The sequence below is a fragment of the Pseudarthrobacter sulfonivorans genome (assembly GCF_031454915.1).
Taxonomy (GTDB): domain Bacteria; phylum Actinomycetota; class Actinomycetes; order Actinomycetales; family Micrococcaceae; genus Arthrobacter; species Arthrobacter sulfonivorans_C.
The window spans coordinates 251,054-274,685 of the sequence record NZ_JAVDRS010000005.1; the positions used below are offsets into that span (position 1 = coordinate 251,054).

Here is a 23,632-nt window from a genome sequence, read left to right on the forward strand (position 1 = left end):
AGAATTACTTCTTGCCGCCGAAGCCCTTGAAGCGAGCGTTGAAGCGCTCGACGCGGCCTGCAGAGTCCATGATGCGCTGCTTGCCCGTGTAGAACGGGTGGGACTCGGAGGAGATTTCGACGTCGATAACCGGGTAGGTGTTTCCGTCTTCCCACTCGATGGTCTTCTTGGAAGACACGGTGGACTTGGTCAGGAACTTGACGCCGGAAGCCAGGTCGTTGAAAACAACAGCTTCGTACTTCGGGTGGATATCAGACTTCATAATGGGACCTTTGTTCGCACAACTGGATTTTGCCAGTTGCCAGGTATGAATGGGATGGCTGGCGTCCGTTCCACTGCTCGAGGCAGAAAACGCAGGACAGCCAGCTGTTAATAATAGCGGATCAACGTGAACCCTGCGAACCGCGGGGCCGGAGTTCCCAGAACGCAACGGCCGAGGCGGCAGCCACGTTGAGCGAGTCCACGCCGTTGCGCATGGGGATCTTGACGGCGAGGTCGACGGCGGCGAGTGTCTCGGCACTCATTCCGGCGCCTTCGGTGCCGAGCACCAGGGCCAGCCGGTCCGGATTGCGGGCGGTGAGGTGGTCGACGTCCACCGCATCGTCCGTGAGTTCGAGCGCTGCCACGGTGAAGCCGTGGTCCTTGAGGACTGCGAGGTCCTGCGGCCAGGACTCCAGGCGCGCCCAGGGAACCTGGAAGACCGTGCCCATGCTGACCCTGACGCTTCGGCGGTAGAGCGGATCGCCGCAGCGGGGCGAAATCAGCACGGCATCAATGTCCAGGGCGGCTGCTGAGCGGAAAATAGCGCCGACGTTGGTGTGGTCCACAATGTCCTCCAGGACTGCCACGCGGCGCGCCTCGGCTAGGAGCTGGTGAAGGGGTACCGGCAGTGGCCGCTGCATCGCGGCCATTGCGCCGCGGTGGAGGTGGAAGCCGGTGATCTCTTCGAGCAGGGCGGCGCTGCCAACGAAAGCCGGTACGTCAGGATGGGCGCCCAGGACATCCTGCAGGTCCGCCAGCCACTTTTCCGCCAGGAAAAACGACCGCGGCTGGTGGCCTGCGGCAAGCGCACGGCGCAGTACCCGGGAGGACTCGGCGATGTACATGCCCTCAACCGGTTCGCGGAGCTTGCGCAGGTGGACGTCGGTGAGCTGTGTGTAATCGGACACGCGGGGGTCTGCGGCCGATTCAAGGTAGTGGATTGTCACCGGGTGATTATTTCACCAGATTGGCGATCATGAAGCCCAGCGCCACCAGGCCGAGTGCAAAGATCACGCCGCGTAGAACGGGCGGTGAAAGCCTGCGGCCCACTTTGGAACCGATCACGCCGCCGATCAGTGAGCTGACCGCGATGATGGCCACTACTGCCCAGTTGATGCGCCCGAACGCGAACAGCAGGTATGAGGCTGCGGCCACAATGTTTACGCCCAGGACCAGGATGTTCTTCATGGCATTGGCGTTCTGGATGGTCCCGGTCATGAATACGCCCAGGATCCCTACCAGGAGGATGCCCTGGGCTGCGACGAAGTAGCCGCCGTAGATGCCGGCAAAGTACACCAGCACGATCAGAAGGATGCCGTGGCTTTTGTCCTTGAGGGCGTGCTCGGGGTTTTCCTCGCGGGCCCGCACCCACTGCTGGAGCCGCGGCTGGAAGACCACCATCAGCAGTGCCAGCACAATAAGGATCGGGGCAGCGTAGTGAAACACCGTTTCCGGGAGGTTCAGCAGGAGCCAAGCGCCGCTGATGCCACCGAGCAGGGAGGCAGGCAGGAGCCTGAGCAGCTGCTGGCCCCGGCCTTTGAGTTCCTTCCGGTATCCCCAAGCACCCGCGGCGTTGCCTGCCACCAGCCCCATGGCATTGCTGATGGAAGCGGTTACCGGGGCGACGCCGAGGGCGATCAGGACTGGGAAGGTAACCAGGGTGCCGGAACCCACGACGGCATTGATGGTGCCGGCCCACAGGCCGGCAAAAAACACAAGGATGCTGCTGAGAAGCTCCACCGGGGCGGACCGCGTTAGCGGCGTGCAGTGGCCGTGTACCGGCCGGCGTTTTCGGTCACGTCCAGGGAAAGGCCGAAAGTGCTGCTCAGGTGCTCGTCAGTGAGGACGTCCTTGATGGGGCCTGCGGCCACCACGCCGCCGTCGCGCAGCAGCATGGCATGCGTAAACCCGGGCGGGACTTCCTCAAGGTGGTGAGTCACCAGGACCATGGCCGGGGACCCTTCATCGTTGGCGAGTTCGCCGAGCTTATGGACGAGTTCCTCGCGGCCGCCCAGGTCCAGTCCGGCAGCGGGCTCATCAAGCAGCAGCAGTTCGGGGTCCGTCATGAGGGCGCGGGCGATCTGGACCCGCTTGCGTTCACCCTCGGAGAGGGTGGCAAAAGTCCGGTTCAGCAGCGGACCCATGCCCCAGTCATTCAGCAGCCGGAAGGCCCGCCGTTCGTCTGGCCGCTCGTAGCCCTCGCGCCAGCGCCCGGTCACGCCGTAGGCTGCGGTGACCACAACGTTCAGGACGTTCTCGGACTCGGGAATATGGCTGGCCAGAGCCGCGGACGACAGGCCAATCCGGGGACGTAGTTCGAAAACGTCGACACGGCCCATGGTTTCATCAAGAATCCCGGCCGTGCCGCTGCTGGGATGAAGCCGCGCCGCGGCGACCTGCAGGAGAGTGGTCTTGCCGGCGCCGTTGGGTCCCAGGATGACCCAGCGTTCCCCTTCGTTGACCTGCCAGTCCACCTTGTCCAACAGGGTCTTCTTACCTCGGACAACGCTGACGGAAGCCATTTCAAGAACATCACTCATAGGAGTAGACACTAGGACAAAATGCGGGCCGACTGATAACTGATGCAGCACCGGAGTTCCGGGCTTCATCAGCGGACAGTGCCAGGCGCAACGAATTCGGGCGTCCGCCCCGCGCTGGCTAAGATTGCAGCCATGACTCCGAACGTAACTGCGGTCAGCTATGGCCCGAAACTGACCGACTCCGAACTCGGAGCCCTGCGCTCCCTGTGGGCCGGCAACGGCGCTACGGTCCAGTCCGAATCCCGGACCGGGGACAACAGGTTTGAGGTCCACACGGCCGGGCTGGCCGTTTCCGACGGCACGGCTGCCGGCATCGCCGCCCTCCGCCGGGCCGTAGGCGAGGCCGCCCGGGACGGGCTGGATACCGCCATCGTTCCCGCGGGACTGCGTGAGGCCCCGCGGAAGTTCCTGATCATGGACGTGGATTCAACGCTGATCCAGCAGGAAGTCATCGAACTCCTCGCGGCCTATGCGGGCAAGCGTGAAGAGGTTGCTGCGGTGACGGAAGCGGCCATGCGCGGGGAACTGGACTTCGCGCAAAGCCTCCACGCGCGGGTGGCAGTGCTCGCGGGGCTGCCCGCCGCCGTCGTCGAATCTGTCCAGCATGAAGTGAAACTGAGCGAAGGCGCCGCGGAACTGGTGGCCGCGTTCAAGGCCGCAGGCCACGTGGTGGCGGTGGTCTCCGGCGGCTTCAACCAGATCCTTCGCCCGATCGCCGAGGACCTCGGCCTGGACTACTGGCTCGCCAACGAGCTGGAAATTGTCGACGGCGCCCTGACCGGCAAGGTGCTAGGTGCGGTGATTGACAGGGCCGCCAAGGAAAAGTACCTGCGTGAATGGGCCGCCGCCGAAGGAATTCCGATGGAACACACCATCGCTGTGGGCGACGGCGCCAACGACCTCGATATGCTCGGGGCCGCCGGGATTGGGGTGGCGTTCAATGCCAAACCGGCCGTGCGTGCCGTGGCGGACTCCGCCATCAATATGCCCTACCTCGACGCCGTCAGGCACATCGCCGGCGTCTGATACACAAACGAAAAGGGACTTCGCGGCAGTATTTCAGAGGAACACTGCCGCGAAGTCCCCACCCGCGGATGCTGTGAGTTAGTTGGCGCCCTTGCCGAAGTAGTCGGCGCCGCCTGCGTACTCGGTGTGGCCGGACTTGACGTCGGCGGTGGCCATGCTTGCCACGACCTCAGCGAACTCCTCCACGGAGTAGAGCTTGCCGGCCTCGGCGCGGCGCGCTTCGATGGCGCCCGGGCTGGAACGGTCCAGGAGCGTGGCCGTGACAGTGCCCTCGATCATGTCGCCCGAAACGACCACCAGTGAGATGCCCTTTTCTGCCAGGTTCGGCAGGAGCTCACGCAATGCGTCCTCGCCGGCACGCTTGCTGCGGGCTACGGGCTCGTACGACGGCATGGTGGGCACAGTGTTGATGAAGTGCGCCTGGTGGCTGGTCACGAAGACCACGCGGGAGCCCTCCTTCATCAGCGGGACGGCAGCGTTGAGCATGTTGACCTGCGCGTCGCGGTTCAGCTTCAGCGCGTAGTCCTCTTCCATGCCGGACTCCATGCCGCCGGACGCGTTAAGCACCAGCACATCCAGCGAGCCGAAGTTTTCCATGGCTGCGCTGGCCAGGGCCTGGACGCCTTCGAGTGTGGTCAGGTCCGCCCCAACCGCGACGGCACGGCCGCCGGCAGCTTCAATGCCCGCCACTACTTTGTTGGCGCGCGGCGCCTTCTGGCGGTAGTTAACGACGATGGCGGCGCCCTCGCCGGCGAGGATCTTGGCCACTTCGGCACCGATCCCGCGGGAGGATCCGGTCACGATGGCTGTCTTGTTCTCCAGCAGTCCCACAGGGGCTCCTTTGTTCGATACGTCTAAATTGTTGGGGTCTGCGTTCCATCATGCCAGCGCAAGCCGCGAGTTCGCTTGTGTGACCCCCACAAAGAACCGGGGGACGGCTAGTCTGTCTGACCGCACTTGCAGGGCATAAGCTCACAGCATGGCAGCCGGCACGCCGTCCACACCGCAGGACCTCTTCCATGACTCGCCCGAGGGGCTGGACCTGTGCCTGGCAGCCCAGGACTTTATCACCGGGATGGTAGAAGCCACTGTCCGCACCACCATCAGCCAGGTGGCCTTCCGGCACCGCCGCGCTTTCGCCTGGGTCTGGAATCCCCGGCAACACCTGAAGACAGCTGTGCCGGCAGTCCTTTCCATCGCCCTCCCCCGGCAACTGCATTCGGCAAGGGTCAAAGACGTGGTGCACACGGCCCCCGGGACCTGGATGCACCACCTCGAACTGTACGGCGTGAGCGAACTGGACGACGAGATTGCCGGTTGGATCGCCGAAGCTTTTGACGCAGCTGCGTGACTGACCGGCGGGCCGGCCGTTCCGCACTGAGGGCTAGTGGCCCATTCCCAGGCCGCCGTCGACCGGGATGACGGCACCGGAAATGTAGGCTGCCTCGTCGCTGGCAATCCAGCGGACCACGTTGGCTACTTCCGAAGCCTCGGCAAATCGTCCGGCCGGGATGCCGGCGAGGTAGTTCTTCTGGGTGGCTTCGGGAAGTTCGGCCGTCATATCGGTATTGATGAAGCCGGGTGCCACAACATTGGCCGTGATGCCGCGGGAACCCAGTTCCCTGGTGAGCGAGCGGGCCACACCCACCAGGCCGGCCTTGGACGCGGAGTAGTTGATCTGGCCCGGGGCGCCGTACAGCCCGGAGACTGAGGAGATCAGGACCACGCGGCCCTTTCGCAGCCGGATCATGCCCTTGGACGCACGCTTGATGACGCGGAAGGCGCCGGTGAGGTTGGTGTCGATCACGGAGGTGAAGTCGTCCTCGCTCATGCGCAGCAGGAGGGTGTCCTTGGTAATCCCGGCGTTTGCCACCAGGACCTCTACCGGGCCGTGGACGGCCTCCACCTCGGTAAAGGCCGCATCCACTGATGCTTCGTCGGTGACGTCGGCCTTCACGCCAAGGATCCCGGCCGGCAGCTTCGACTCGCTCCGGTAGGTCACGGCCACTTTGTCGCCGTTGGCCAGGAACGCCTCGGCGATGGCAAGGCCAATGCCACGGTTGCCTCCGGTGATCAGGACGCTGCGGGCGGGGGTGGCTGCTTCAGACATAAGACGCTCCGGGATTCTGCGGCAGGAGGCACCGCGGTAGAGACTGGTGGGATTTTTACTGCCTCCGATCTTAGCCTCCGTTTGGGTGCTTCTGCCGATGGTGGAAGAATAGAGGCAAGCCTTTGGAGCGTGATCAATCAGCCGTGACCCCTAAAAACAACGCTGGACATTCCGTGCCCGGAGACCCTCAGCGGTTCTCCGGCGATACCGGGGTCCACAGCATCACGGACGCTGCGACGGCACACTCTGAGGATATGCACCGGCGCATGATGAAGTACGCGCTGGCCATGGGCATCCGTATGGTCTGCCTCATCCTCATTTTTGTGGTGGACGGCTGGTTCAAACTCGTCATGGTTGCCGGCGCGGTATTCCTCCCCTGGATTGCGGTGGTCATTGCCAATGGCGGCGACCAGGCAGAAGTCCACAGCGACTCGCTCCTCGACTACGCACCGCTTGCTGAGCTGGAAAGCACCGGTTTGCCGCCGGAGCCGGAAGAAAACCCGTCGGCTGTGCTTCAAGGCGAACTGATTGATGACGACGACGAACCCACGCATGGACAGGAACGGCGCGCTTCATGAACATCTTCGACCTGGCCGCAGGGACCGCCGGTCCCCCGCCGGCCACAGCTGCCATGTGCTCCCGGAAGGCCTGCCGCTCCGAAGCCTCGTGGCAGCTGCTGTGGAACAACCCCAAGATCCATACCCCGGAGCGCCGCAAAATCTGGCTGGCCTGCGCGGAACACCGTGACTGGCTGGAGGACTACCTGCAGACCCGCGGGCTGTGGAAGGAAACGGTTGTCCTGGTTCCGGGTCACGAATCCGGCCAGGCGCCGGTGGGGCAGGACGGCTGAATGTACCGCTTCCTCTTTTCCAGCAAGTGGATGGGTTACCTCCTACTGGCCGCCATCTTCGCCGCCGCCTGTGTGTTCCTTGGCCGGTGGCAAATGGACCGCCGCGCCGAAACACTCGCAGAGATCAACCGCGTCCTCACCAACTATTCGGCCACGCCCATCTCCTTTGACCAGGCCCGGGAAGACTTCTCCGGATTGGACCCCGCCAAGGAATGGACGCAGGTGGAGCTCCAGGGAACGTACGACGCCGCCGGCCAACGGATCGTCCGCAACCGTCCCCTGAACGGGCAGCCTGGTTATGAGGTGGTTGTGCCGTTCAGGCTCGAGTCCGGCGAGACAGTGGTGATTGACCGCGGCTGGCTGCCGATCGGCAACCAGAACCCGGGCAGCCCTGATTCCATCCCGGCGCCCCCGTCCGGACCCGTGACGGCCGTGGTCCGGCTCAAGCACAGTGAGCCCCGGCTTGACCGCGGTGCCCCCGACGGCCAGCTCGCCTCTATCGACCTGCCCACGTATGCAAACCAGTTGGGGTACCCCGTGCTCACCGGCGCCTACGGCCAGCTGGCTTCTGAGTCCCCAGCCCCGGCGGACAAGCCGTTCCCGTTCCCGAAGCCGGCCACGGAGGAAGGTACGCACCTGTCCTATTCGCTGCAGTGGTTCGCATTCGGTGTGCTGATGTTTGTGGGCTTTGGCTACGCCGCCCGGCAGCAGGCCCGCAACGCCGCCATCGACGCCGAAGATGAGACTGAAGATGAGGACGGGCCGCGGGATTCGGGCAGCCCCGTGCACTCCGCCGCCGCGGCAGCCCGCCGTCGTGCTCCGGTTGCCCGTAAACGCAAGCACGCCACTTCCGAAGAAGAGGAAGATGCCCTGCTGGACGCGCAGGGGTACTGACGCGTGGAGTCTGGAAATGCGCCCGCGCCGGTGGCGTGAGGTCACGTGGGGGATTCGTTGAGAGTCCGTTCAGGCTTTTTACGCAGCGGAGCCGCGGGCGCAATCGCGGGTTCCTGACTTACGAGGCCAAGCGCTCACGGGAGGTCGGATCGGCAGTGGTTGGTTCAACGCCACGTTTGGGGTGGTTGATCTCGGCCCACACCGTATCGAGGGAGAGCCCGAGGACATCGGCGATGGCAGCGATGGTCGGGAAGGCAGGCGTGGCTACGCGTCCTGTCTCGATTTTCCGGAGGGTCTCAGGTGAGACACGGGCATCGAGTGCGATTTCGAGCATCGAACGCTCTCCCCTGGCGTGACGCAACAGCGCACCAAGGCGCTGTCCGAGTTCTATTTCTGCGTTTGTGAGCGGCAATCTGACCATGGCTCCAATCATAACCGGGATAATATGGCCGGTATAGTTATTGGATGATGAGTGAGAAAGGCGGAGCATGATCGAGATCCTGAACCCCACCGAAGTGGCCCGGGCAAAAGAGACTGGCGTCGTGGTGGCTGACATCCTGCAGGCCCTGAAGCGCCGTGCCACGGTGGGCACGAACCTCCTGGACATCGACCGGTGGGCAAAGACCATGATCGTCGAGGCTGGCGCGGTATCCTGCTACGTCGACTACGCGCCATCCTTCGGCCGGGGGCCATTCGGACACTACATCTGCACGGGCGTCAACGATGCCGTGCTCCACGGACTGCCACGCGACTACTCGCTTGCCGACGGCGACCTGCTGACACTCGACCTTGCTGTCTCCAAGAGAGGTGTCGCCGCAGACGCTGCCATCAGCTTCATCGTGGGCGATTCGGAGCCGCCGGAGAGCGCCGCGATGATCAGCGCGACCGAGCGCGCCTTGGGCGCAGGGATAGCCGCGGCCGGACCCGGGGCCCGCATTGGCGACATATCCCATGCCATCGGCTCGGTCCTCAGCGAAGCGGGGTACCCGATCAACGTCCAGTTCGGCGGTCATGGCATCGGATCCACGATGCACCAGGATCCGCACGTTCCAAACACCGGACGGCCAGGCCGTGGCTACAAACTGCGTCCCGGGCTGCTGCTGGCCCTGGAGCCATGGGTCATGGCCGACACCGCCGAACTCGTCACCGACGCCGACGGGTGGACGCTTCGGAGCGCAACAGGCTGCCGGACAGCGCACACCGAGCACACCATCGCCATCACCAACGACGGCGCCGAAATCCTCACCTTGCCCAGCGGGCAGGCCTAAGCCAGCGTAATCAGGTCCAGGTAATCTTCGTTCCAGTGGTCTTCGACGCCGTCAGGCAGAAGCACAACGCGCTCGGGGTTGAGGGCTTCGACTGCGCCCTCGTCGTGGCTGACCAGGACGACGGCGCCGCTGTAGTTGCGCAGGGCGCCGAGGATCTCGGCGCGGCTGGCCGGGTCCAGGTTGTTGGTGGGCTCGTCGAGGAGCAGCACGTTGGCGCTGGACGCCACGATGGTGGCCAGTGCCAGGCGGGTCTTCTCACCGCCGGAGAGGACGCCGGCGGGCTTCTCGACGTCGTCACCGGAGAACAGGAACGAGCCGAGGATGCCGCGGACTTCGGCGTCCTTCATGTCCGGGGCGGAGGAACGCATGTTCTCCAGCACGGTCCGGGTGACGTCCAGGGTGTCGTGTTCCTGGGCGTAGTAGCCAACCTTCAGGCCGTGACCGGCAACAACTTCACCGGTGTCAGGCTTGTCGACGCCAGCGAGCATCCGCAGGAGCGTGGTCTTGCCGGCACCGTTGAGGCCCAGGATGACCACTTTGGAGCCGCGGTCGATGGCGAGGTCCACGTCCGTGAAGATCTCGAGCGAACCGTAGGACTTGCTCAGGCCTTCAGCAGTGAGCGGGGTCTTGCCGCAGGGTGAGGGGTCCGGGAAGCGCAGGGCGGCCACACGGTCGTTCTCGCGGACGGCTTCCAGGCCACTGAGCAGGCGCTCGGCCCGCTTGGCCATGTTCTGCGCAGCAACAGCCTTGGTGGCCTTGGCGCGCATCTTGTTGGCCTGGTCGAAGAGGACCTGGGCCTTCTTCTCGGCGTTGGCTCGTTCACGCTTCCTGGCGCGCTCGTCCGTTTCGCGCTGGGTGAGGTAGCGCTTCCAGTCCATGTTGTAGAAGTCGATCTGCGCACGGTTGGCGTCCAGCAGGAAGACCTTGTTGACCGTGGCTTCCAGCAGTTCGGTGTCGTGGCTGATCACGATCAGGCCGCCCTGGTGGTTCTTGAGGAATTCGCGCAGCCAGGCGATGGAGTCTGCATCAAGGTGGTTGGTGGGCTCATCGAGAAGCATGGTCTCGGCGTCGGAGTAGAGGATCCGGGCCAGTTCAACACGGCGGCGCTGGCCGCCGGACAGGGTTTTCAGCGGCTGGTTCAGGATCCGGTCCGGCAGGGCCAGGTTGGAGCAAATCGCTGCAGCTTCGGCCTCAGCCGAGTAGCCGCCGGCGGCCAGGAACTCGGATTCCAGCCGGTCGTAACGGTTCATGGCCTTGCGCTGGACGTCGGCGTCTTCGCTGGCCATCTCGTCGTGTGCTTTCCGGAGCTTGCCGACTGCGACGTCCAGGCCTCGGGCCGCCAGGATGCGGTCGCGGGCGAGCTGTTCCATGTCCGGGGTGCGGGGATCCTGCGGGAGGTAGCCGATCTCACCGGTGCGGGTCACCTTGCCGCCGGCCGGCAGGCCTTCGCCGGCGAGGACACGCGTGAGGGTGGTCTTGCCTGCGCCGTTACGGCCCACGAGGCCGATCTTGTCGCCCTTGTCGATGCGGAAGCTCACCTGGTCCATGAGGAGCCGGGCGCCGGCGCGCAGTTCAAGATCCTGGACAGTAATCACAGCAGGTAAGGCCTTTCACAACAGGGAAACGCCGCAGCTCAACGGATGGTGTCTGGAGCAGCCGGGCAGAATGGCCGGACAGAGCGGCCTTTACAAGTCTACCGGCCCCAGCTTCGCACCATAACCGCGGCGTTCGTGGCGCCCCTTTGTACCCAGCCTTCAGCCTGCCGGCACCCGCTTAGTAGGTCCCCTACAAAAAAGCGAACGACGGCGGCCGGTAACGTCAGGATTACCCCATGCTTCGCTTGTACAACCACGACAGGATCCCCCAATGAGCCAGACTGGCACCACCGTCAACGGCCCCCTTTCCTCCCCCTCCCGCACCCGCTGGAACGCCACCGATCTGGGCCTGATCGCCGTGTTCGCTGCCCTCGTTGCCGGCGCCGCCCTGGTCCCGGGCATTTCGGCCAACGTGTTCGGCGTCCCCATTACCTTCCAGACCCTCGCGGTGATGCTCACCGGGCTGATGCTTGGCCCCACCCGCGGCTTCGCCGCGGTCGGCCTTTACACCCTGCTGGGCCTTGCCGGACTGCCGATCTTCAGCCAGGGCCGCAGCGGCCTCGGCATCCTGGCCGGCCCGTCGGCTGGCTACATCATCGCTTTCCCCCTCGCTGCGGCGCTGGTGGGCTGGCTTGCCACCATTGTCATCCGCCGCACATCACGCGCCCGTGCGCTGTGGTTCTTCCTCGCCGCGACGGTGACCAGCATCTCCCTGGTGCACACGCTCGGCGTTTTGGGAATGGCAATTAACTCGAAGGCGACAATTGGCGAGGCTTTCCTTGCCGACCTGGTCTTCTACCCCGGCGACATCATCAAGAACATTCTCGCCGCGGTGATTGCCGTTGCCCTGCACCGCGCTTTCCCCGACCTGCTGGTCCGCAGGGTCAAGCGGATCAGCGCCTAAGAAGCCATGGCAACAATTTCCTTCCAGCAAGCCACGGTGAAGGTTGCCGTCGACAGCCTCCCGGAGCCCAAGACGCTGCTGGCCGATGTCAGCCTGGACCTGACCGAACGGCGCATTGGCGTGATCGGGGCCAACGGCTCCGGCAAATCAACGCTGCTGCGGCTGATCAACGGCCTGGTCCAACCAACGTCGGGCACCGTGACGGTGGACGGCGCCGATACCGTCCGTGCGGTACGTGCCGTCCGCAGGCAGGTGGGGTTCGTCTTCACCGATCCGCTGTCGCAGCTGGTCATGCCCACGGGGCGCGAGGATGTTGAACTGTCGCTCCGGCGTTCTGTCCGCAACGGGACAGAGCGCCGGCGCCTCGCCGAGGCCGCCCTGGACCGCTTCGGGCTGCTGGGCCTGGCAGACCAGAGCATCTATGAGCTCTCCGGCGGCGAACGCCAGCTTATGGCTTTGGCCGCCGTGCTGGCCGTGGACCCGTCAGTGCTGGTGCTTGATGAGCCGTCCACCTTGCTGGACCTGCGGAACCGGGAACTGCTTCGCCGCACGCTGTCCGGGCTCGAACAGCAGATCATCATGTCCACCCACGACCTGGACCTGGCCCTGGAAATGGACCGGGTTCTGGTAGTGGAAACAGGGCGCGTACTGTTTGACGGCGTCCCGGCGGCCGCCGTCGACATGTACCGGGCGCTGTGCGCCACCGGGCTGGCCGCGCCGTGAGAGGGCACGGTTTCCTGCTCGCCAACTACGTCCCCGGCCATTCGGTCATCCACCGGGCCCCGCTGGCCTTGAAATTCCTGCTGGTGGTGGGCTGCGGCCTGGCATCGTTCCTGGTGGTGGACTGGCTGGTTTCCGCCGCAGTCCTCGCCGTGATGTGCGGGCTCTACCTGCTCACCGGGGCCGGTCCCCGCCGGCTCCTGGGCGCTATTCGGCCACTGCTCGTGGTCCTCCTGGTCATCGGCCTGTTTCAGTGGTGGCAGCTTGGCGGACCCACGGCCGCCCGGATTGTCCTGAACATCCTGGTGTGTGTGGTGGCGGCGTCCCTGTTGACGGCCACCACCCCCATGCAGCGGCTGCTGGACGGAGTGGTGTCACTGGCTATGCCCTTCCGCCGCTTCGGTGCCGATCCTGAGCGTTTCGCCCTGACCATCGGCGTGATGCTGCGGAGCATCCCGTACATCGCCGGGGCGTTTGCCGACGTGCGGGATTCCGCCCGGGCCCGCGGGCTGGAACGGAATCCGCGGGCGCTGGTGCTGCCTGTCTTTATCACCACGGTGGCGTACGCGCGCCAGACCGGCGAGGCACTTGCGGCCCGTGGACTTGGCGAGGCAGAGGACTGAGGAACCCCGGCGCCGTTACCGGGCGGGCTCAGCTGCCAATGGCCTCGTAGCGCAGCAGCGCGGCAGTCCCCATGCCGCCGGCGATGCTGATCATGGCCAGCGCCAGCGAGCCCTCTTTCCCGGCACGCCGCGCCTGCGCCAGCAGCCGGGTCACCAGCACCGCACCCGAGGCACCGTAGGCGTGGCCCAGCGCCAGGGCTCCGCCGTCCACGTTCACCCGGTCCGGATCGATGTCCAGTTGGTCCAGGCAGGCCAGCGTCTGTGATGCGAACGCTTCGTTGAACTCCACCAGGTCCACGCTGGCCGTTGGGATCTCCCGGGCCGCCAGCATCCGTCCGGCGGCAACCGCCGCGCCGATGCCGAGCAGCTCCGGGTCAACGCCCGCCGTATCCGTGGCCAGCACCAGCAGCCCATCGGCCACGCCGAGTTCACGGGCACGCTGCAGGGAAGTGATCACGACGGCGGACGCGGCGTCCGCGTCGAAGCAGGAGTTCCCGGCGGTGACCGTCCCGCCGTCCACAAAAGCAGCCGGGAACCGGGTCAGGACTGTTGCGTTGAGTCCCCGGCGCGGTCCGTCGTCCGCGCTGACGGCTCCGTCAGGTGTTTCCAGCGGGGTGATTTCACCACTGAAATGGCCCGCCGCGGCAGCAGCCAAAGCGCGCTGGTGGCTGCGCAGGGCAAGCGCATCCTGCCGGGACCGGCTGACCCCAAAGCGGGCAGCGACGTTCTCGGCAGCCACCCCCATGTCCGGGTCGCCATAGCTGTGCGGCACAAACTGGGCCCGCGCGAAAAAGCCCGGTTCGCCGTCGTCGTTCCGGTGCGCCCGCAGCGGCGCGGTACTGATGCTTTCCACTCCCCCGGCGAGGTACACAGGGTTCCCGCCGGCAGCCACCAGCCTGGCCGCGAGCACAATTGCGTCGAGGCCTGAACCGCACTGCCGGTCAACAGTCAGACCTGGCACGCTGACGGGAAGCCCTGCCTCCAGCAGGGCCAGCCTGGCCACGTTCCCGCCGCCGCCAACAGCATTGCCGATGACTACATCGGATACGGCGTCCGGGGAGACGAGGCTGTCGGTCAGGAGCTGCTTCAGGACAGGGGCGAGCAGCTGATGGGCCCGGAGGTCCTTGAGTGACCCGTTGGCCCGGCAGACCGCGGTGCGCCGGGCTGCGATGATCACGGGTTGCCGGTCCGCGGGCAGCAGCTCAGCGCCTTGGGGTTCAGCGTTCACCTTTTCAGACCCGACGGTTTCAGAGGCCAAGGCGGCGGACACGATGGTCATGCCCGCTGATCCAGTCAAGGAGCATGTTCCGGCTGACCTTACCGCGGTCCGTCGTGGGCAGTTCGGTCAGGGAGAAATACTGCACGGGGCGTTTATCGCGCGCCAGGATGTTTTCGAGGCCGGCCTTCAGCTGGGTGGCGCTGATTCCGCCATGGGCCGGAACCACTCCTGCCACCACACGCTGGCCCCGGATGTCGTCAGGCATTCCCGCGGCAATGGCGGCCGCGACGCCGGGGACGGAAGCCAGCGCCAGCTCCACCTCGTGCGGGTAAACGTTTTTCCCCGAGGTGAGGATCATGTCCGCGCGCCGGCCCAGGATGTGTAGCTCACCGTCGGCAAGGTATCCCTGGTCGCCCACGGTAAACCAGCCGGCGAAGGAACGCAGGGCTTGGCCGTCATCGCCCCAAAGGTAACCATTGCTCACCATGCCGCTGCGGACGCAGATATTGCCCACTTCGCCGTCCGGCAGTGCGGCTCCCTCGTCGTCGAGGATCCTGACCTCGACGCCTGGGAACGCCCGGCCAATTCCGGTACCGCCGGCGTCGAGCTCCCCGGCGGACAGCCCGGTGCCGGACACAAAGCTCAGTTCGGAGGCGCCGTAGTATTCATAGATGGTGGCGTTCGGTGCCCACCGGCGTGCAGCTTCCAAGGTTCGGGCATCGAGTTTGGAACCGGCGCAGATGATGGTCCGCACGCCGGCGGCATCCACGCCGCCGGTGAGGCCCCGCTCACTGAGCAACCGCAGCATGGTGGGCACCAGCACCAGGCGGGTGACGCCGTCGTGAGTAATTGCTGCGTGGACGTCGCCGACGTCGAAGCTTTCCAGGGTCTGGAACTCCGAGCCCGCATACAGGCACTCGGCCAGGGCATAGAGGTTCAGGCTGGCCGCCAGCGGGCCGGGTGCCAGGGTTACATCGTCCTGGCGAAGGCCAAAGAACTCGATGGACGCGTCGAAGGATTTTCGCCAGGACTGCCTCGACCGGGTGAAGGCCTTGGGCACGGAAGTGGTGCCGGAGGTCAGGCCGATCAGGAAGGTCGATTCCGGCGGGCCGTCGGCCAGGGCATCCGCTGCAGCCACGGTGCCAGGTTTGGCTGCCCCGTCCAGCCGCGCCCTGATTTCCCGATGCAGGGCTTCCGGCCAGGCGGGATCCAGGACGGCGCATTGCCGCTCCCCGGCAACCGCGGCAGCGAACCGGACAGCGAAGTCTACGGAGTTGGCTTCGGCCAGGACGGTGACCGCTGCCGCGGCAGGAACGGTGGCCGTGGCGGCGTTCCGGAGTTCGGCCCAGCGCACACGCCGGCCGGCAACCACGACGGCGGTGTCGTGGGGGCGCTCGTCGGCCCACTGCTGGATTTTGTCGAGAAAAGGCATCGTCCCAACTTTACCGGGCAGGCACCGGTTCGGCAGTGCCGGCAAGGGCTATTGTGACTTCATGAGCTTCAACGACGACGTCCAGTTGGACCCCTCCCAGGTGCAGGACCGGCGCGGCATGGGCCGCGGCGCCAAAGTCGGCGGCGGGATCGGGGGCGGGCTCATCCTGCTCATTGCAGCCCTGTTCGGGATTAACCCTGCACTGCTGGAGGGCCTGACCGGCGGGGCAGGTACTCCTGACCAAAGCCAGGGCACGGCGCCGGCGTGCGAAACCGGTGCGGACGCGGACGCCCGGCTGGACTGCCGGATCACCGGGACCGTCAACAGCCTCAACGCTTTCTGGCCGGCCTACCTTCAGGACTACGGCGTGCAGTACCCGCGTCCTGAGACGGTCATCTTCGACAACGCCGTCAGCACCTCGTGCGGTACCGCCTCCAGCGCGGTAGGCCCTTTCTACTGCCCGACGGACAGGACCGCCTATTTTGATCCCGGCTTCTTCCAGGATTTGGTGGACCGCTTCGGCTCGTCCGGCGGTCCCTTGGCCCAGGAGTATGTGGTGGCGCACGAATTCGGGCACCACATCCAGAACGTGCTCGGCTACCTGGACCGCGGCCAGCAGGACCCGCAGGGACCGGAATCCGGTGCTGTCCGGGTGGAGCTCCAGGCCGACTGCTACGCCGGCCTCTGGGTGCGGCATGCCTCAACCCAGGCAGGGCCGGACGGAAAGCCATTCCTGGAAGCGATCACCCAGAAGGACCTGAACGATGCCCTGTCAGCTGCCTCGGCGGTGGGCGATGACCGGATCCAGAAGGCAGCTACCGGACGAGTCTCCCCCGAGGCCTGGACGCACGGTTCCAGCGAGCAACGCCAGAAGTGGTTCTACACCGGCTACCAGAGCGGCGACATCAACCAGTGCGACACGTTCTCGGCGCCTTCGGTCTAGCTCCATCGATTGCTCCCCACCGGTTCCCTTTAAGCTCCATCGATTGCTCCGTAGCTGTCGTTCTGAGGCTTGAAAACGACAGCTACGGAGCAATCGATCAAAGAACGACGACGGCCGGTCACCTTCCTTGGGAAGGTGACCGGCCGTCGTCGTACCCCTAACAGGGGCGGTGGGGACTCAGATGTTGAAGCCGAGGGCCCGCATCTGGTCCTTGCCGTCGTCGGTGATCCGTTCCGGACCCCACGGCGGCATCCAGACCCAGTTCAGGCGCCAGTCGTCCACAACACCGTCCAGGGCCTTGCCTACCTGCTCCTCGATCACGTCGGTGAGCGGGCAGGCTGCCGTGGTGAGGGTCATGTCGATCAGCAGGGCGCCGTCGTCGTCGGAGTACTTCAGGCCATACAGCAGCCCGAGGTCAACGATGTTCACACCGAGCTCGGGGTCGATGACGTCCTTCAGTGCCTCTTCGATATCCTCGAGGCCCGTCTGGGCCGCTTTGATTTCGGTCATGGCAAGTCCTTACTAGGCCTGTGCTGCAGCGGCGATGGTGGCTGCGCCAGCGCCCGTGGCGTAACGGTCGTAGCCTTCTTCTTCGAGGCGGTCGGCCAGTTCCGGGCCACCTTCTTCAACAACCTGGCCGTCAACGAACACGTGGACGAAGTCAGGCTTGATGTAACGCAGGATACGCGTGTAGTGCGTGATGAGCAGCGTACCCATGTTGCCTTCGGCATGGGCGCGGTTGACGCCTTCGGAGACAACCTTCAGGGCGTCGACGTCCAGGCCGGAGTCGGTCTCATCCAGGATGGCGAACTTCGGCTTGAAGAGTTCAAGCTGGAGGATCTCCACGCGCTTCTTCTCGCCGCCGGAGAAGCCTTCGTTGACGTTGCGCTGGGCGAAGTCGGCGTCGATGCGGAGCTGGGCCATGGCGTCCTTGACTTCCTTGGTCCAGGTGCGCAGCTTGGGCGCTTCGCCATCGATCGCGGTCTTCGCGGTGCGCAGGAAGTTGGTCATGCTGACACCGGGGACCTCCACGGGGTACTGCATGGCCAGGAAGACGCCGGCGCGGGCGCGCTGGTCGACGCTCATCGCCAGGACGTCTTCGCCGTCGAGGGTGATGGTGCCGCTGGTGACGTTGTAGCGCGGGTGTCCGGCGATGGTGGACGCCAGGGTGGACTTGCCGGAACCGTTGGGGCCCATGATGGCGTGGGTCTGGCCGGTCTTGATGGTCAGGCTGACGCCCTTCAGGATCTCTTTGGTGCCCTGCTCCGTGTCAATGCTGACGTGCAGGTCCTTGATCTCAAGAGTAGACATAAGTCTTGTTCTCCTCTGCACCGGGCCCTTCGGCGGCGGTGCGGTCTTTGTCTGGAAGTTTGGTTCTGTTGCTTGGTATTGCCGCTGCCGGCTGATCTGTCCGGCTGATGCTGCTAGCTGAAGTTCGGGGCTTCCGCTCCATTGAGGACGTTCGTGAAGTCCACGTAGACCTCATCTCCGCGGATCTCGACGGCGAAAACCGGGACGGGATCGTAGGCGGGCAGCTGGAGCGGCTCGCCGCTGCGCAGGTCGAACTGGGAGCCGTGGCCCCAGCATTCGATCATGCACCCCTCCACTTCGCCCTCGGACAAGGAGATGTCCGCGTGCGAGCAGGTGTCCCCGATGGCGTGGATTTCTCCCATCGAATCCTTGACGATGGCGACAGGGAAGTCGTCGATCAGGATCCGCAGCGCCTGCTTGAGCTGGATTTCATCCGTCTTGCAGACAAATTCGCCCTTTGGCTGGTCAGTCATCAGTAGGTCCGCCGCCTAGTTGTTCGTCACGGCGAGTTCGCGCTCAACAGCCTCGGTCAGCCGCTCTTCGAGGGCCGGTACCTTGATCTGCTGGATGATCTCGTGCAGGAAGCCACGGACCACCAGGCGACGGGCAGCATCCTCAGGGATGCCACGGGCCATCAGGTAGAACAGGTGCTCGTCGTCCAGACGTCCGGTGGCGCTGGCATGGCCGGCTCCCTTGATCAGGCCGGTCTCGATTTCGAGGTTGGGCACCGAGTCGGCGCGGGCGCCGTCCGTGAGCAGCAGGTTGCGGTTGGCCTCGTAGCTGTCGGTGCCTTCGGCTTCCTTGCGGATCAGGACGTCGCCTACCCAAACAGCGTGGGCGTTGCGGCCCTGCAGCGCGCCTTTGTACAGCACGTTGGACGTGCAGTTGGCCACTGCGTGGTCAACGAACAGGCGCTGCTCCAGGTGTTGGCCGGCGTCGGCGAAGTACAGGCCGAACATTTCCGCTTCGCCGCCGGGAGCGGTGAAGCGGGCCGACGGCGTGACGCGGACAAGGTCGCCGCCGAGGCTGACAACCACGTGCTTGAGCTTGGCGTCGCGGCCGATCCTGGCCTGCTGCGAGGAGGCGTGCACGGCGTCGTCGTTCCATTCCTGGAGCGAGACAACGGTGAGGTCGGCGCCGTCTTCAACAACGATTTCGATGTTCTCGGACACCACGGCTGAACCCTGGTGGTCCAGAACCACAACGGACTTGGAGAACTTCTCCGCCACAATCACCAGGTGCTGGGCGGCTGCCACAGTGTCCTGGCCGGTGATGAGGACGGTGATCTCGGAGTCCGCTTCAAACTCGGACGGGATGGTGAGAACGGTGGCTTCGCTGAAGTTCTCCCACGCGTTGGCGGACACGCGGTCCTCCGGGATCCCGGCGGAACCGATGCGCTTGTCATCGCGGGCCACGGTCTCCACAGTCACACGGTCGGGGCCGCTGACGGTGACGGCGGGGGCAGCACCTGCGAGGACGTCGCTGTGCAGGCCGCGAAGGCGCTTGAGCGGGGTGAACCGCCAGTCCTCTTCCATCCCGGTCAGGGGTTTGAAGTCCGCCAGGTTGTAGGAGGTCAGCCGGCCGGCGCGTGAGCTGTCCGGGATGCCGACGCCGCCGCCGTGCGAGTGGCTCTTGACCGCCTCGCCGGCCAGCGGGGCCTTGGAATTGGCGGCGTTGATCGGAGACAGGCTTTCGCCCTCTTCCGTGAAGCCGTCGATAAACGGCTGGGCCGAGGGCGCGCCGATGCGGGCCTTTTCAGTAGTGATTTCAGTCATCGTTATCCGACGGACCCTTCCATCTGCAGTTCAATCAGGCGGTTCAGCTCGAGTGCGTACTCCATCGGGAGTTCGCGGGCAATGGGCTCGATGAAGCCACGGACGATCATCGCCATGGCCTCGTCTTCGCGCATGCCGCGGGACATCAGGTAGAAGAGCTGCTCTTCGCTGACCCGGGAAACAGTTGCTTCATGGCCCATCACCACGTCATCCTCGCGGATGTCGATGTACGGGTACGTGTCCGAACGGCTGATGGTGTCAACCAGGAGCGCGTCGCAGCGGACAGTGTTGGCAGAGTGCTTGGCGCCCTCACGGACCTGGACCAGGCCGCGGTAGGCGGCACGTCCGCCGCCACGAGCCACGGACTTGGAAATGATGGAGCTCTTGGTGTTCGGTGCGATGTGCACCATCTTCGAGCCCGTGTCCTGGTGCTGGCCGGCACCGGCAAAAGCGATGGACAGCGTCTCGCCCTTGGCGTGCTCGCCCACCAGGTAGACAGCCGGGTACTTCATGGTGACCTTGGAACCGATGTTGCCATCAACCCACTCCATGGTGGCGCCCTCTTCGCAGATGGCACGCTTGGTCACCAGGTTGTACACGTTGGTGGACCAGTTCTGGATGGTGGTGTAGCGGACGCGGGCGCCCTTCTTCACGATGATTTCCACCACAGCGGAGTGCAGCGAGTCCGACGTGTAGATCGGGGCGGTGCAGCCTTCGATGTAGTGGACGTAGGAGTCCTCATCCGCGATGATCAGGGTCCGCTCGAACTGGCCCATGTTCTCGGTGTTGATGCGGAAGTATGCCTGCAGCGGGATGTCCACGTGGACGCCCTTGGGGACGTAGACAAAGGAGCCGCCGGACCAGACAGCCGTGTTCAGCGAGGCGAACTTGTTGTCGCCCACCGGAATGACGGTGCCGAAGTATTCCTGGAAGATCTCCGGGTGCTCACGCAGCGCGGTGTCGGTGTCCAGGAAGATGACGCCCTGCTGTTCCAGGTCCTCGCGGATCTGGTGGTAGACCACCTCGGACTCGTACTGTGCGGCCACGCCGGAGACCAGGCGGCTGCGCTCAGCTTCCGGGATGCCCAGCTTCTCGTAGGTGTTCCGGATGTCCTCGGGCAGGTCTTCCCACGTCGCGGCCTGCTTCTCCGTGGAGCGGACGAAGTACTTGATGTTGTCGAAGTCGATGCCAGAGAGGTCTGCACCCCAGGTGGGCATGGGCTTGCGGTCGAAGTACTTCAGGCCCTTGAGGCGAAGGTCGAGCATCCACTGGGGCTCGCTCTTTTTGTCCGAAATGTCCCGGACAACCTCGTCGTTGATGCCGCGGCGGGCGTTGGCGCCGACGTCGTTCTTGTCGGACCAGCCGTACTCGTACGTGCCGATGCCGTGGAGCTCGGGATTCTTTTCCAGAATCTCCGAGATCACAGTGTCTTCGGCTACCGCTTTCTCTGATAGTTGGTCCGTCATCACGGCCTTTCTTGCTGATGGTTGGTTACTTCATTCAGGCCGGCGGGGGCTGCCTGCGGGACTTGGGGTCCCCCGGCAGCCAGCCGGCCTGTGGGTATGTGGGTGGTGCAGACGTGCCCGCCGCGCGCCAGGGTGGACAGGCGGCGTACATCGACGCCGACCAGCCGGGAGAACACTTCGGTCTCCACGTCGCAGAAAACGGGAAAGTGGGCGGCGAGCTGCTGGATGGGGCAGTGCCCCTGGCACAGCTGGACGCTGGACAATGCCGCCGGAAGCGGGGCCTTCGCCTCGATGGAGGCTGCCGAGGCCACAAACCCGTCCCGGCTGAGTGCCTCGGACAACGCCCGTGCGCGGGCAGTGATGTCCGTGCCGGCCTGCTCGATCTCGGGGGCGTACCGGCGTTCCATGTCAGCGAAGCGCTCGACGGCGAACGCGCGGACGGCGTCGTCGCCCGCCACTTCCTGGAGCTGCTTGAGCGCCAGGGTGGCGATGTCGAGGTAGTCGTTGCCGAGCGTGGACTGTCCCTGCGAGCTCAGAACATAGCGGCGTGCGGGGCGTCCCGCGCCGGCACCGGCCTTGGCTACGCGTTTGACTTCGATGACACCACTGCGGTCCAGGTGGTCAAGATGCCGCCGGACTGCTGCGGGTGTGAAGCCCAGCATATCGCCAAGTTCCGCGGCGCTGATGGGACCGTGCTCCAGGACGGCACCCAGCACGCGGTCCCGGGTACGCTCGTCAGGGTCCGCCACCGGCGAAACGGCAACGTGGCCGCGGTCCGTGGTGGTGCGCGGCGCTCCGTGCCCGGCAAAAGGCACAACAGTAGCGTTGGTCATGGAATACACAACACAATCATGTCGTAATTTAGTCCCCCGTACCAGTAAGGTGAGGCTGACCTGCGTGATCGCCCGGAGCGTTGCGGCGGCAACCTCACGCCAGTACTACATCCCGTAGAATGCTGGGGTGCGATCCCCCGAATCCCCGGTTCTGTCCATCAGCGGGTTAATAAAGGATGTTGGTCCGCTGGCCAGCCTGGATGGAAAGATGCTCCGGGTGGTGAGCGGCGTCTCACTCATTGCCGAACGCGGTCAGGTGACCGCCCTCCTCGGAGCCAACGGTGCAGGGAAAACCACCACCATTGAATGTGCCCAGGGCCTGCAGGCACGAAGCGGCGGAACTATTTCACTGCTTGGACAGGATCCCGGCCGTGCCGGGGCTGACCTTCGCTCCCGCGTCGGTGTGATGCTGCAGGATGGCGGGCTCCCGCCGTCGGCCAGGCCCATCCCCCTCCTGCGCCACATTGCAGGGATGTACGCACGGCCCCGGTCCGTTGACGAACTCGTCCAGCGGCTCGGCATCGACACCTTCGCCCGGACCACCGTGCGCCGGCTCTCCGGCGGGCAGAAGCAGCGGCTGGCCCTCGCCGCCGCCCTCATCGGCAATCCAGAGGTCCTCTTCCTGGACGAGCCCAGCGCAGGATTGGACCCCCAGTCACGCCAGCTGGTCTTTGAGTTGATCGCTGAGCTGCGGGACGCCGGGATGGGAATCCTCCTCACCACGCACCTGATGGATGACGCGCAGCGGCTGGCCGACTACGTCTACATCATCGACGCCGGACGCAACGTCGCCGAAGGAACGGTGGCGCAACTCCTCCAGCGTGACCCCGCCGTGGAATCGGGCGAGCACATCCGGACCCTCCTCTTCGAAGCCCCACCCGGGCTCAATCTCGACGGTGTACTTTCCGATGCCATCTCCGTCAGTGAGACACGGGCCGGAAGCTACGTCGCCACCGGACCGCTCACGCCCCAGGACCTGGCTTCACTCGCCACATGGTGGGCAGCCCACGGGGTAATGCCCAGCTCGCTGAGCCTCGAAGCACGCAGCCTTGAAGACGTCTTCCTGGATATTTCGGGAAAGGACATCCGATGACAGCCACCCCGGCCGCCGCCGAACGCCAGGCGCCCGCCACTCTTATCCGCCGCATCCTGCTGCAAGGCAAGTACGAAGCGGGCGCCATGCTCAGGAACGGCGAACAACTGATCCTTGCGGTGGTCCTGCCATTGCTCGCCCTGGTAGGCCTGACCGTCACACCGCTCTTGGACGGGCTCGGCGGCAGCCGGGTCAACATCGCCGTCCCCGGCATTCTGGCGCTCTGCGCGCTGTCCACCGCCTTCACCGGCCAAGGGATCGCCACCGGATTTGACCGCAGGTACGGTGTCCTCCGCTTCCTGTCCACCACTCCGCTGGGCCGCCCCGGACTCATCGCCGGCAAGGTCCTGGCTGTCCTGACTGTGCTGTCGCTGCAGGTCCTGGTGGTTACAGCCATTGCCCTGCCCCTCGGCTGGACCCCGCCGGCCGCCGGCTGGCTTCCCGGCCTGGCGTTGCTGGTCCTGGGCGCCGCAGCCTTCACCGCGTTGGGCCTGCTGGTTGCCGGCACCGTCCGGCCCGAGGCCACCCTGGCCATCACCAACCTGCTGTGGATTCTGCTCGGTGCTCTAGGCGGCATCGTCATTCCCCCCGGCCGGCTGCCTGCCGCTGCCCAGGAAATTGTGCACTACCTGCCCTCCGGTGCACTGGGCGAGGCCTTGCGCGAGGCCTTCCTCTTCGGCACCGTTAATTTCGGTGCCGCCCTAATCCTGCTGATCTGGACAGTCCTTGCCGGCGCAGCAGCCATCCGTTGGTTCAAGTGGAATTGAGA

28 protein-coding genes are annotated in these 23,632 nt (G+C 65.2%); 12 read left to right on the top strand and 16 right to left on the bottom strand.

Features of this window, described 5'->3' with window-relative positions; all coding sequences use genetic code 11:
- Positions 1-4: 4 nt before the first annotated feature.
- The 4 genes from J2808_RS13550 to J2808_RS13565 form a co-directional block, all read right to left on the bottom strand.
- On the bottom strand, positions 5-262 hold the full coding sequence (locus tag J2808_RS13550) for a type B 50S ribosomal protein L31 (protein WP_028267311.1): 258 nt from the start codon (positions 260-262) through the stop codon (positions 5-7).
- Between the two features lie 121 nt (positions 263-383).
- On the bottom strand, positions 384-1,208 hold the full coding sequence (locus J2808_RS13555) for a TrmH family RNA methyltransferase (protein WP_309817390.1): 825 nt from the start codon (positions 1,206-1,208) through the stop codon (positions 384-386).
- A gap of 7 nt (positions 1,209-1,215) precedes the next feature.
- Positions 1,216-2,001 carry a sulfite exporter TauE/SafE family protein gene (locus tag J2808_RS13560; protein ID WP_309817393.1) on the bottom strand — a complete coding sequence of 262 codons (786 nt, stop codon included), beginning with the start codon at positions 1,999-2,001 and terminating at the stop codon, positions 1,216-1,218.
- A gap of 14 nt (positions 2,002-2,015) precedes the next feature.
- Positions 2,016-2,801, bottom strand: coding sequence for an ABC transporter ATP-binding protein (locus J2808_RS13565; protein WP_309817397.1), 786 nt, complete (start codon positions 2,799-2,801; stop codon positions 2,016-2,018).
- A 132-nt stretch (positions 2,802-2,933) separates the two neighbouring features.
- Between J2808_RS13565 and serB the strand changes: the two genes are divergently transcribed.
- Positions 2,934-3,827 carry a phosphoserine phosphatase SerB gene (gene serB / locus J2808_RS13570; protein WP_309817400.1) on the top strand — a complete coding sequence of 298 codons (894 nt, stop codon included), beginning with the start codon at positions 2,934-2,936 and terminating at the stop codon, positions 3,825-3,827.
- Positions 3,828-3,905: 78 nt separating this feature from the next.
- On the opposite strand, the gene J2808_RS13575 is transcribed toward serB, so the two are convergent.
- Positions 3,906-4,658, bottom strand: a complete 753-nt coding sequence (locus J2808_RS13575) for an SDR family oxidoreductase (RefSeq protein WP_309817403.1) — start codon at positions 4,656-4,658, stop codon at positions 3,906-3,908.
- A 148-nt stretch (positions 4,659-4,806) separates the two neighbouring features.
- Between J2808_RS13575 and J2808_RS13580 the strand changes: the two genes are divergently transcribed.
- A complete protein-coding gene (locus tag J2808_RS13580) occupies positions 4,807-5,178 on the top strand; it encodes a DUF5655 domain-containing protein (protein ID WP_309817405.1) in 372 nt (123 codons plus the stop codon).
- A gap of 33 nt (positions 5,179-5,211) precedes the next feature.
- Here the strand turns inward: J2808_RS13580 and J2808_RS13585 are convergent, their stop codons facing one another.
- The gene (locus J2808_RS13585; RefSeq protein ID WP_309817409.1) at positions 5,212-5,937 is read right to left on the bottom strand and encodes a beta-ketoacyl-ACP reductase; all 726 of its coding nucleotides are present in this window, start codon (positions 5,935-5,937) and stop codon (positions 5,212-5,214) included.
- 143 nt (positions 5,938-6,080) lie between these two features.
- On the opposite strand from J2808_RS13585, the gene J2808_RS13590 reads away from it, so the two are divergent.
- Genes J2808_RS13590 through J2808_RS13600 form a run of 3 tightly spaced genes read left to right on the top strand, consistent with a single transcriptional unit; the run spans position 6,081 to position 7,681 of the window.
- Positions 6,081-6,515: a DUF3099 domain-containing protein gene (locus J2808_RS13590; RefSeq protein WP_309817412.1), complete on the top strand. Its 435-nt coding sequence runs from the start codon at positions 6,081-6,083 to the stop codon at positions 6,513-6,515.
- The gene (locus tag J2808_RS13595) at positions 6,512-6,787 is read left to right on the top strand and encodes a hypothetical protein (RefSeq protein WP_309817415.1); all 276 of its coding nucleotides are present in this window, start codon (positions 6,512-6,514) and stop codon (positions 6,785-6,787) included. Before J2808_RS13590 ends, J2808_RS13595 begins: the two co-directional genes overlap by 4 nt.
- Positions 6,788-7,681 (top strand): SURF1 family cytochrome oxidase biogenesis protein, encoded by an 894-nt coding sequence (locus J2808_RS13600; RefSeq protein ID WP_309817418.1) that lies wholly within the window; start codon positions 6,788-6,790, stop codon positions 7,679-7,681.
- Between the two features lie 118 nt (positions 7,682-7,799).
- Here J2808_RS13600 and J2808_RS13605 read toward each other — a convergent pair whose 3' ends face one another.
- Positions 7,800-8,102: a helix-turn-helix domain-containing protein gene (locus J2808_RS13605; RefSeq protein WP_309817421.1), complete on the bottom strand. Its 303-nt coding sequence runs from the start codon at positions 8,100-8,102 to the stop codon at positions 7,800-7,802.
- Between the two features lie 67 nt (positions 8,103-8,169).
- Here J2808_RS13605 and map point away from each other — a divergent pair, with 67 nt between their 5' ends.
- Positions 8,170-8,949, top strand: a complete 780-nt coding sequence (gene map, locus J2808_RS13610; RefSeq protein ID WP_309817424.1) for a type I methionyl aminopeptidase — start codon at positions 8,170-8,172, stop codon at positions 8,947-8,949.
- On the opposite strand, the gene J2808_RS13615 is transcribed toward map, so the two are convergent.
- Positions 8,946-10,544, bottom strand: a complete 1,599-nt coding sequence (locus tag J2808_RS13615; protein WP_309817428.1) for an ABC-F family ATP-binding cassette domain-containing protein — start codon at positions 10,542-10,544, stop codon at positions 8,946-8,948. The two genes, map and J2808_RS13615, sit on opposite strands and share 4 nt — an antisense overlap.
- Before the next feature lie 271 nt (positions 10,545-10,815).
- Between J2808_RS13615 and J2808_RS13620 the strand changes: the two genes are divergently transcribed.
- The 3 genes from J2808_RS13620 to J2808_RS13630 are packed head-to-tail and all read left to right on the top strand — an operon-like array spanning position 10,816 to position 12,791.
- Positions 10,816-11,448: a biotin transporter BioY gene (locus J2808_RS13620; RefSeq protein WP_309817431.1), complete on the top strand. Its 633-nt coding sequence runs from the start codon at positions 10,816-10,818 to the stop codon at positions 11,446-11,448.
- Between the two features lie 6 nt (positions 11,449-11,454).
- A complete protein-coding gene (locus tag J2808_RS13625) occupies positions 11,455-12,171 on the top strand; it encodes an energy-coupling factor ABC transporter ATP-binding protein (RefSeq protein WP_309817434.1) in 717 nt (238 codons plus the stop codon).
- Positions 12,168-12,791, top strand: a complete 624-nt coding sequence (locus J2808_RS13630; protein ID WP_309817437.1) for an energy-coupling factor transporter transmembrane component T family protein — start codon at positions 12,168-12,170, stop codon at positions 12,789-12,791. Before J2808_RS13625 ends, J2808_RS13630 begins: the two co-directional genes overlap by 4 nt.
- Positions 12,792-12,819: 28 nt before the next feature.
- Here the strand turns inward: J2808_RS13630 and J2808_RS13635 are convergent, their stop codons facing one another.
- On the bottom strand, positions 12,820-14,070 hold the full coding sequence (locus tag J2808_RS13635; RefSeq protein WP_309817440.1) for a thiolase family protein: 1,251 nt from the start codon (positions 14,068-14,070) through the stop codon (positions 12,820-12,822).
- Positions 14,039-15,442 (bottom strand): class I adenylate-forming enzyme family protein, encoded by a 1,404-nt coding sequence (locus J2808_RS13640; RefSeq protein WP_309817443.1) that lies wholly within the window; start codon positions 15,440-15,442, stop codon positions 14,039-14,041. Before J2808_RS13640 ends, J2808_RS13635 begins: the two co-directional genes overlap by 32 nt.
- A gap of 61 nt (positions 15,443-15,503) precedes the next feature.
- Between J2808_RS13640 and ypfJ the strand changes: the two genes are divergently transcribed.
- On the top strand, positions 15,504-16,385 hold the full coding sequence (gene ypfJ, locus J2808_RS13645; RefSeq protein WP_309817445.1) for a KPN_02809 family neutral zinc metallopeptidase: 882 nt from the start codon (positions 15,504-15,506) through the stop codon (positions 16,383-16,385).
- 177 nt (positions 16,386-16,562) lie between these two features.
- On the opposite strand, the gene J2808_RS13650 is transcribed toward ypfJ, so the two are convergent.
- From J2808_RS13650 to J2808_RS13675, 6 genes are all read right to left on the bottom strand, one after another.
- A complete protein-coding gene (locus tag J2808_RS13650) occupies positions 16,563-16,895 on the bottom strand; it encodes a metal-sulfur cluster assembly factor (protein ID WP_309817448.1) in 333 nt (110 codons plus the stop codon).
- Between the two features lie 12 nt (positions 16,896-16,907).
- Positions 16,908-17,696, bottom strand: a complete 789-nt coding sequence (gene sufC / locus J2808_RS13655; protein ID WP_309817454.1) for a Fe-S cluster assembly ATPase SufC — start codon at positions 17,694-17,696, stop codon at positions 16,908-16,910.
- Between the two features lie 113 nt (positions 17,697-17,809).
- On the bottom strand, positions 17,810-18,169 hold the full coding sequence (locus J2808_RS13660; RefSeq protein ID WP_309817456.1) for a non-heme iron oxygenase ferredoxin subunit: 360 nt from the start codon (positions 18,167-18,169) through the stop codon (positions 17,810-17,812).
- A gap of 15 nt (positions 18,170-18,184) precedes the next feature.
- Positions 18,185-19,471: a Fe-S cluster assembly protein SufD gene (gene sufD / locus J2808_RS13665; RefSeq protein ID WP_309817461.1), complete on the bottom strand. Its 1,287-nt coding sequence runs from the start codon at positions 19,469-19,471 to the stop codon at positions 18,185-18,187.
- Positions 19,472-19,473: 2 nt separating this feature from the next.
- Positions 19,474-20,937, bottom strand: coding sequence for a Fe-S cluster assembly protein SufB (gene sufB / locus J2808_RS13670; RefSeq protein WP_309817464.1), 1,464 nt, complete (start codon positions 20,935-20,937; stop codon positions 19,474-19,476).
- Complete coding sequence (locus tag J2808_RS13675) at positions 20,937-21,779, bottom strand: helix-turn-helix transcriptional regulator (RefSeq protein WP_309817465.1); 843 nt, start codon at positions 21,777-21,779, stop codon at positions 20,937-20,939. Before J2808_RS13675 ends, sufB begins: the two co-directional genes overlap by 1 nt.
- A 118-nt stretch (positions 21,780-21,897) precedes the next feature.
- Between J2808_RS13675 and J2808_RS13680 the strand changes: the two genes are divergently transcribed.
- Together J2808_RS13680 and J2808_RS13685 are read left to right on the top strand one after the other, a co-directional pair.
- The gene (locus J2808_RS13680; RefSeq protein ID WP_309817469.1) at positions 21,898-22,863 is read left to right on the top strand and encodes an ABC transporter ATP-binding protein; all 966 of its coding nucleotides are present in this window, start codon (positions 21,898-21,900) and stop codon (positions 22,861-22,863) included.
- Positions 22,860-23,630, top strand: a complete 771-nt coding sequence (locus J2808_RS13685) for an ABC transporter permease (protein WP_309817472.1) — start codon at positions 22,860-22,862, stop codon at positions 23,628-23,630. The genes J2808_RS13680 and J2808_RS13685 overlap by 4 nt, the downstream gene beginning before the upstream one ends.
- The last annotated feature ends 2 nt before the right edge of the window (positions 23,631-23,632 follow it).

Excerpts from the sequence above, each read along its gene's own strand:
- J2808_RS13550 (WP_028267311.1), bottom strand. The coding sequence starts at position 262 with ATGAAGTCTGATATCCACCCGAAGTACGAAGCTGTTGTTTTCAACGAC.
- J2808_RS13565 (WP_309817397.1), bottom strand. The coding sequence starts at position 2,801 with ATGAGTGATGTTCTTGAAATGGCTTCCGTCAGCGTTGTCCGAGGTAAG.
- serB (WP_309817400.1), top strand. The coding sequence starts at position 2,934 with ATGACTCCGAACGTAACTGCGGTCAGCTATGGCCCGAAACTGACCGAC.
- J2808_RS13580 (WP_309817405.1), top strand. The coding sequence starts at position 4,807 with ATGGCAGCCGGCACGCCGTCCACACCGCAGGACCTCTTCCATGACTCG.
- J2808_RS13585 (WP_309817409.1), bottom strand. The coding sequence starts at position 5,937 with ATGTCTGAAGCAGCCACCCCCGCCCGCAGCGTCCTGATCACCGGAGGC.
- J2808_RS13595 (WP_309817415.1), top strand. The coding sequence starts at position 6,512 with ATGAACATCTTCGACCTGGCCGCAGGGACCGCCGGTCCCCCGCCGGCC.
- J2808_RS13600 (WP_309817418.1), top strand. The coding sequence starts at position 6,788 with ATGTACCGCTTCCTCTTTTCCAGCAAGTGGATGGGTTACCTCCTACTG.
- J2808_RS13605 (WP_309817421.1), bottom strand. The coding sequence starts at position 8,102 with ATGGTCAGATTGCCGCTCACAAACGCAGAAATAGAACTCGGACAGCGC.
- map (WP_309817424.1), top strand. The coding sequence starts at position 8,170 with ATGATCGAGATCCTGAACCCCACCGAAGTGGCCCGGGCAAAAGAGACT.
- J2808_RS13620 (WP_309817431.1), top strand. The coding sequence starts at position 10,816 with ATGAGCCAGACTGGCACCACCGTCAACGGCCCCCTTTCCTCCCCCTCC.
- J2808_RS13625 (WP_309817434.1), top strand. The coding sequence starts at position 11,455 with ATGGCAACAATTTCCTTCCAGCAAGCCACGGTGAAGGTTGCCGTCGAC.
- J2808_RS13635 (WP_309817440.1), bottom strand. The coding sequence starts at position 14,070 with ATGACCATCGTGTCCGCCGCCTTGGCCTCTGAAACCGTCGGGTCTGAA.
- J2808_RS13640 (WP_309817443.1), bottom strand. The coding sequence starts at position 15,442 with ATGCCTTTTCTCGACAAAATCCAGCAGTGGGCCGACGAGCGCCCCCAC.
- ypfJ (WP_309817445.1), top strand. The coding sequence starts at position 15,504 with ATGAGCTTCAACGACGACGTCCAGTTGGACCCCTCCCAGGTGCAGGAC.
- J2808_RS13650 (WP_309817448.1), bottom strand. The coding sequence starts at position 16,895 with ATGACCGAAATCAAAGCGGCCCAGACGGGCCTCGAGGATATCGAAGAG.
- sufC (WP_309817454.1), bottom strand. The coding sequence starts at position 17,696 with ATGTCTACTCTTGAGATCAAGGACCTGCACGTCAGCATTGACACGGAG.
- J2808_RS13660 (WP_309817456.1), bottom strand. The coding sequence starts at position 18,169 with ATGACTGACCAGCCAAAGGGCGAATTTGTCTGCAAGACGGATGAAATC.
- sufD (WP_309817461.1), bottom strand. The coding sequence starts at position 19,471 with ATGACTGAAATCACTACTGAAAAGGCCCGCATCGGCGCGCCCTCGGCC.
- sufB (WP_309817464.1), bottom strand. The coding sequence starts at position 20,937 with ATGACGGACCAACTATCAGAGAAAGCGGTAGCCGAAGACACTGTGATC.
- J2808_RS13685 (WP_309817472.1), top strand. The coding sequence starts at position 22,860 with ATGACAGCCACCCCGGCCGCCGCCGAACGCCAGGCGCCCGCCACTCTT.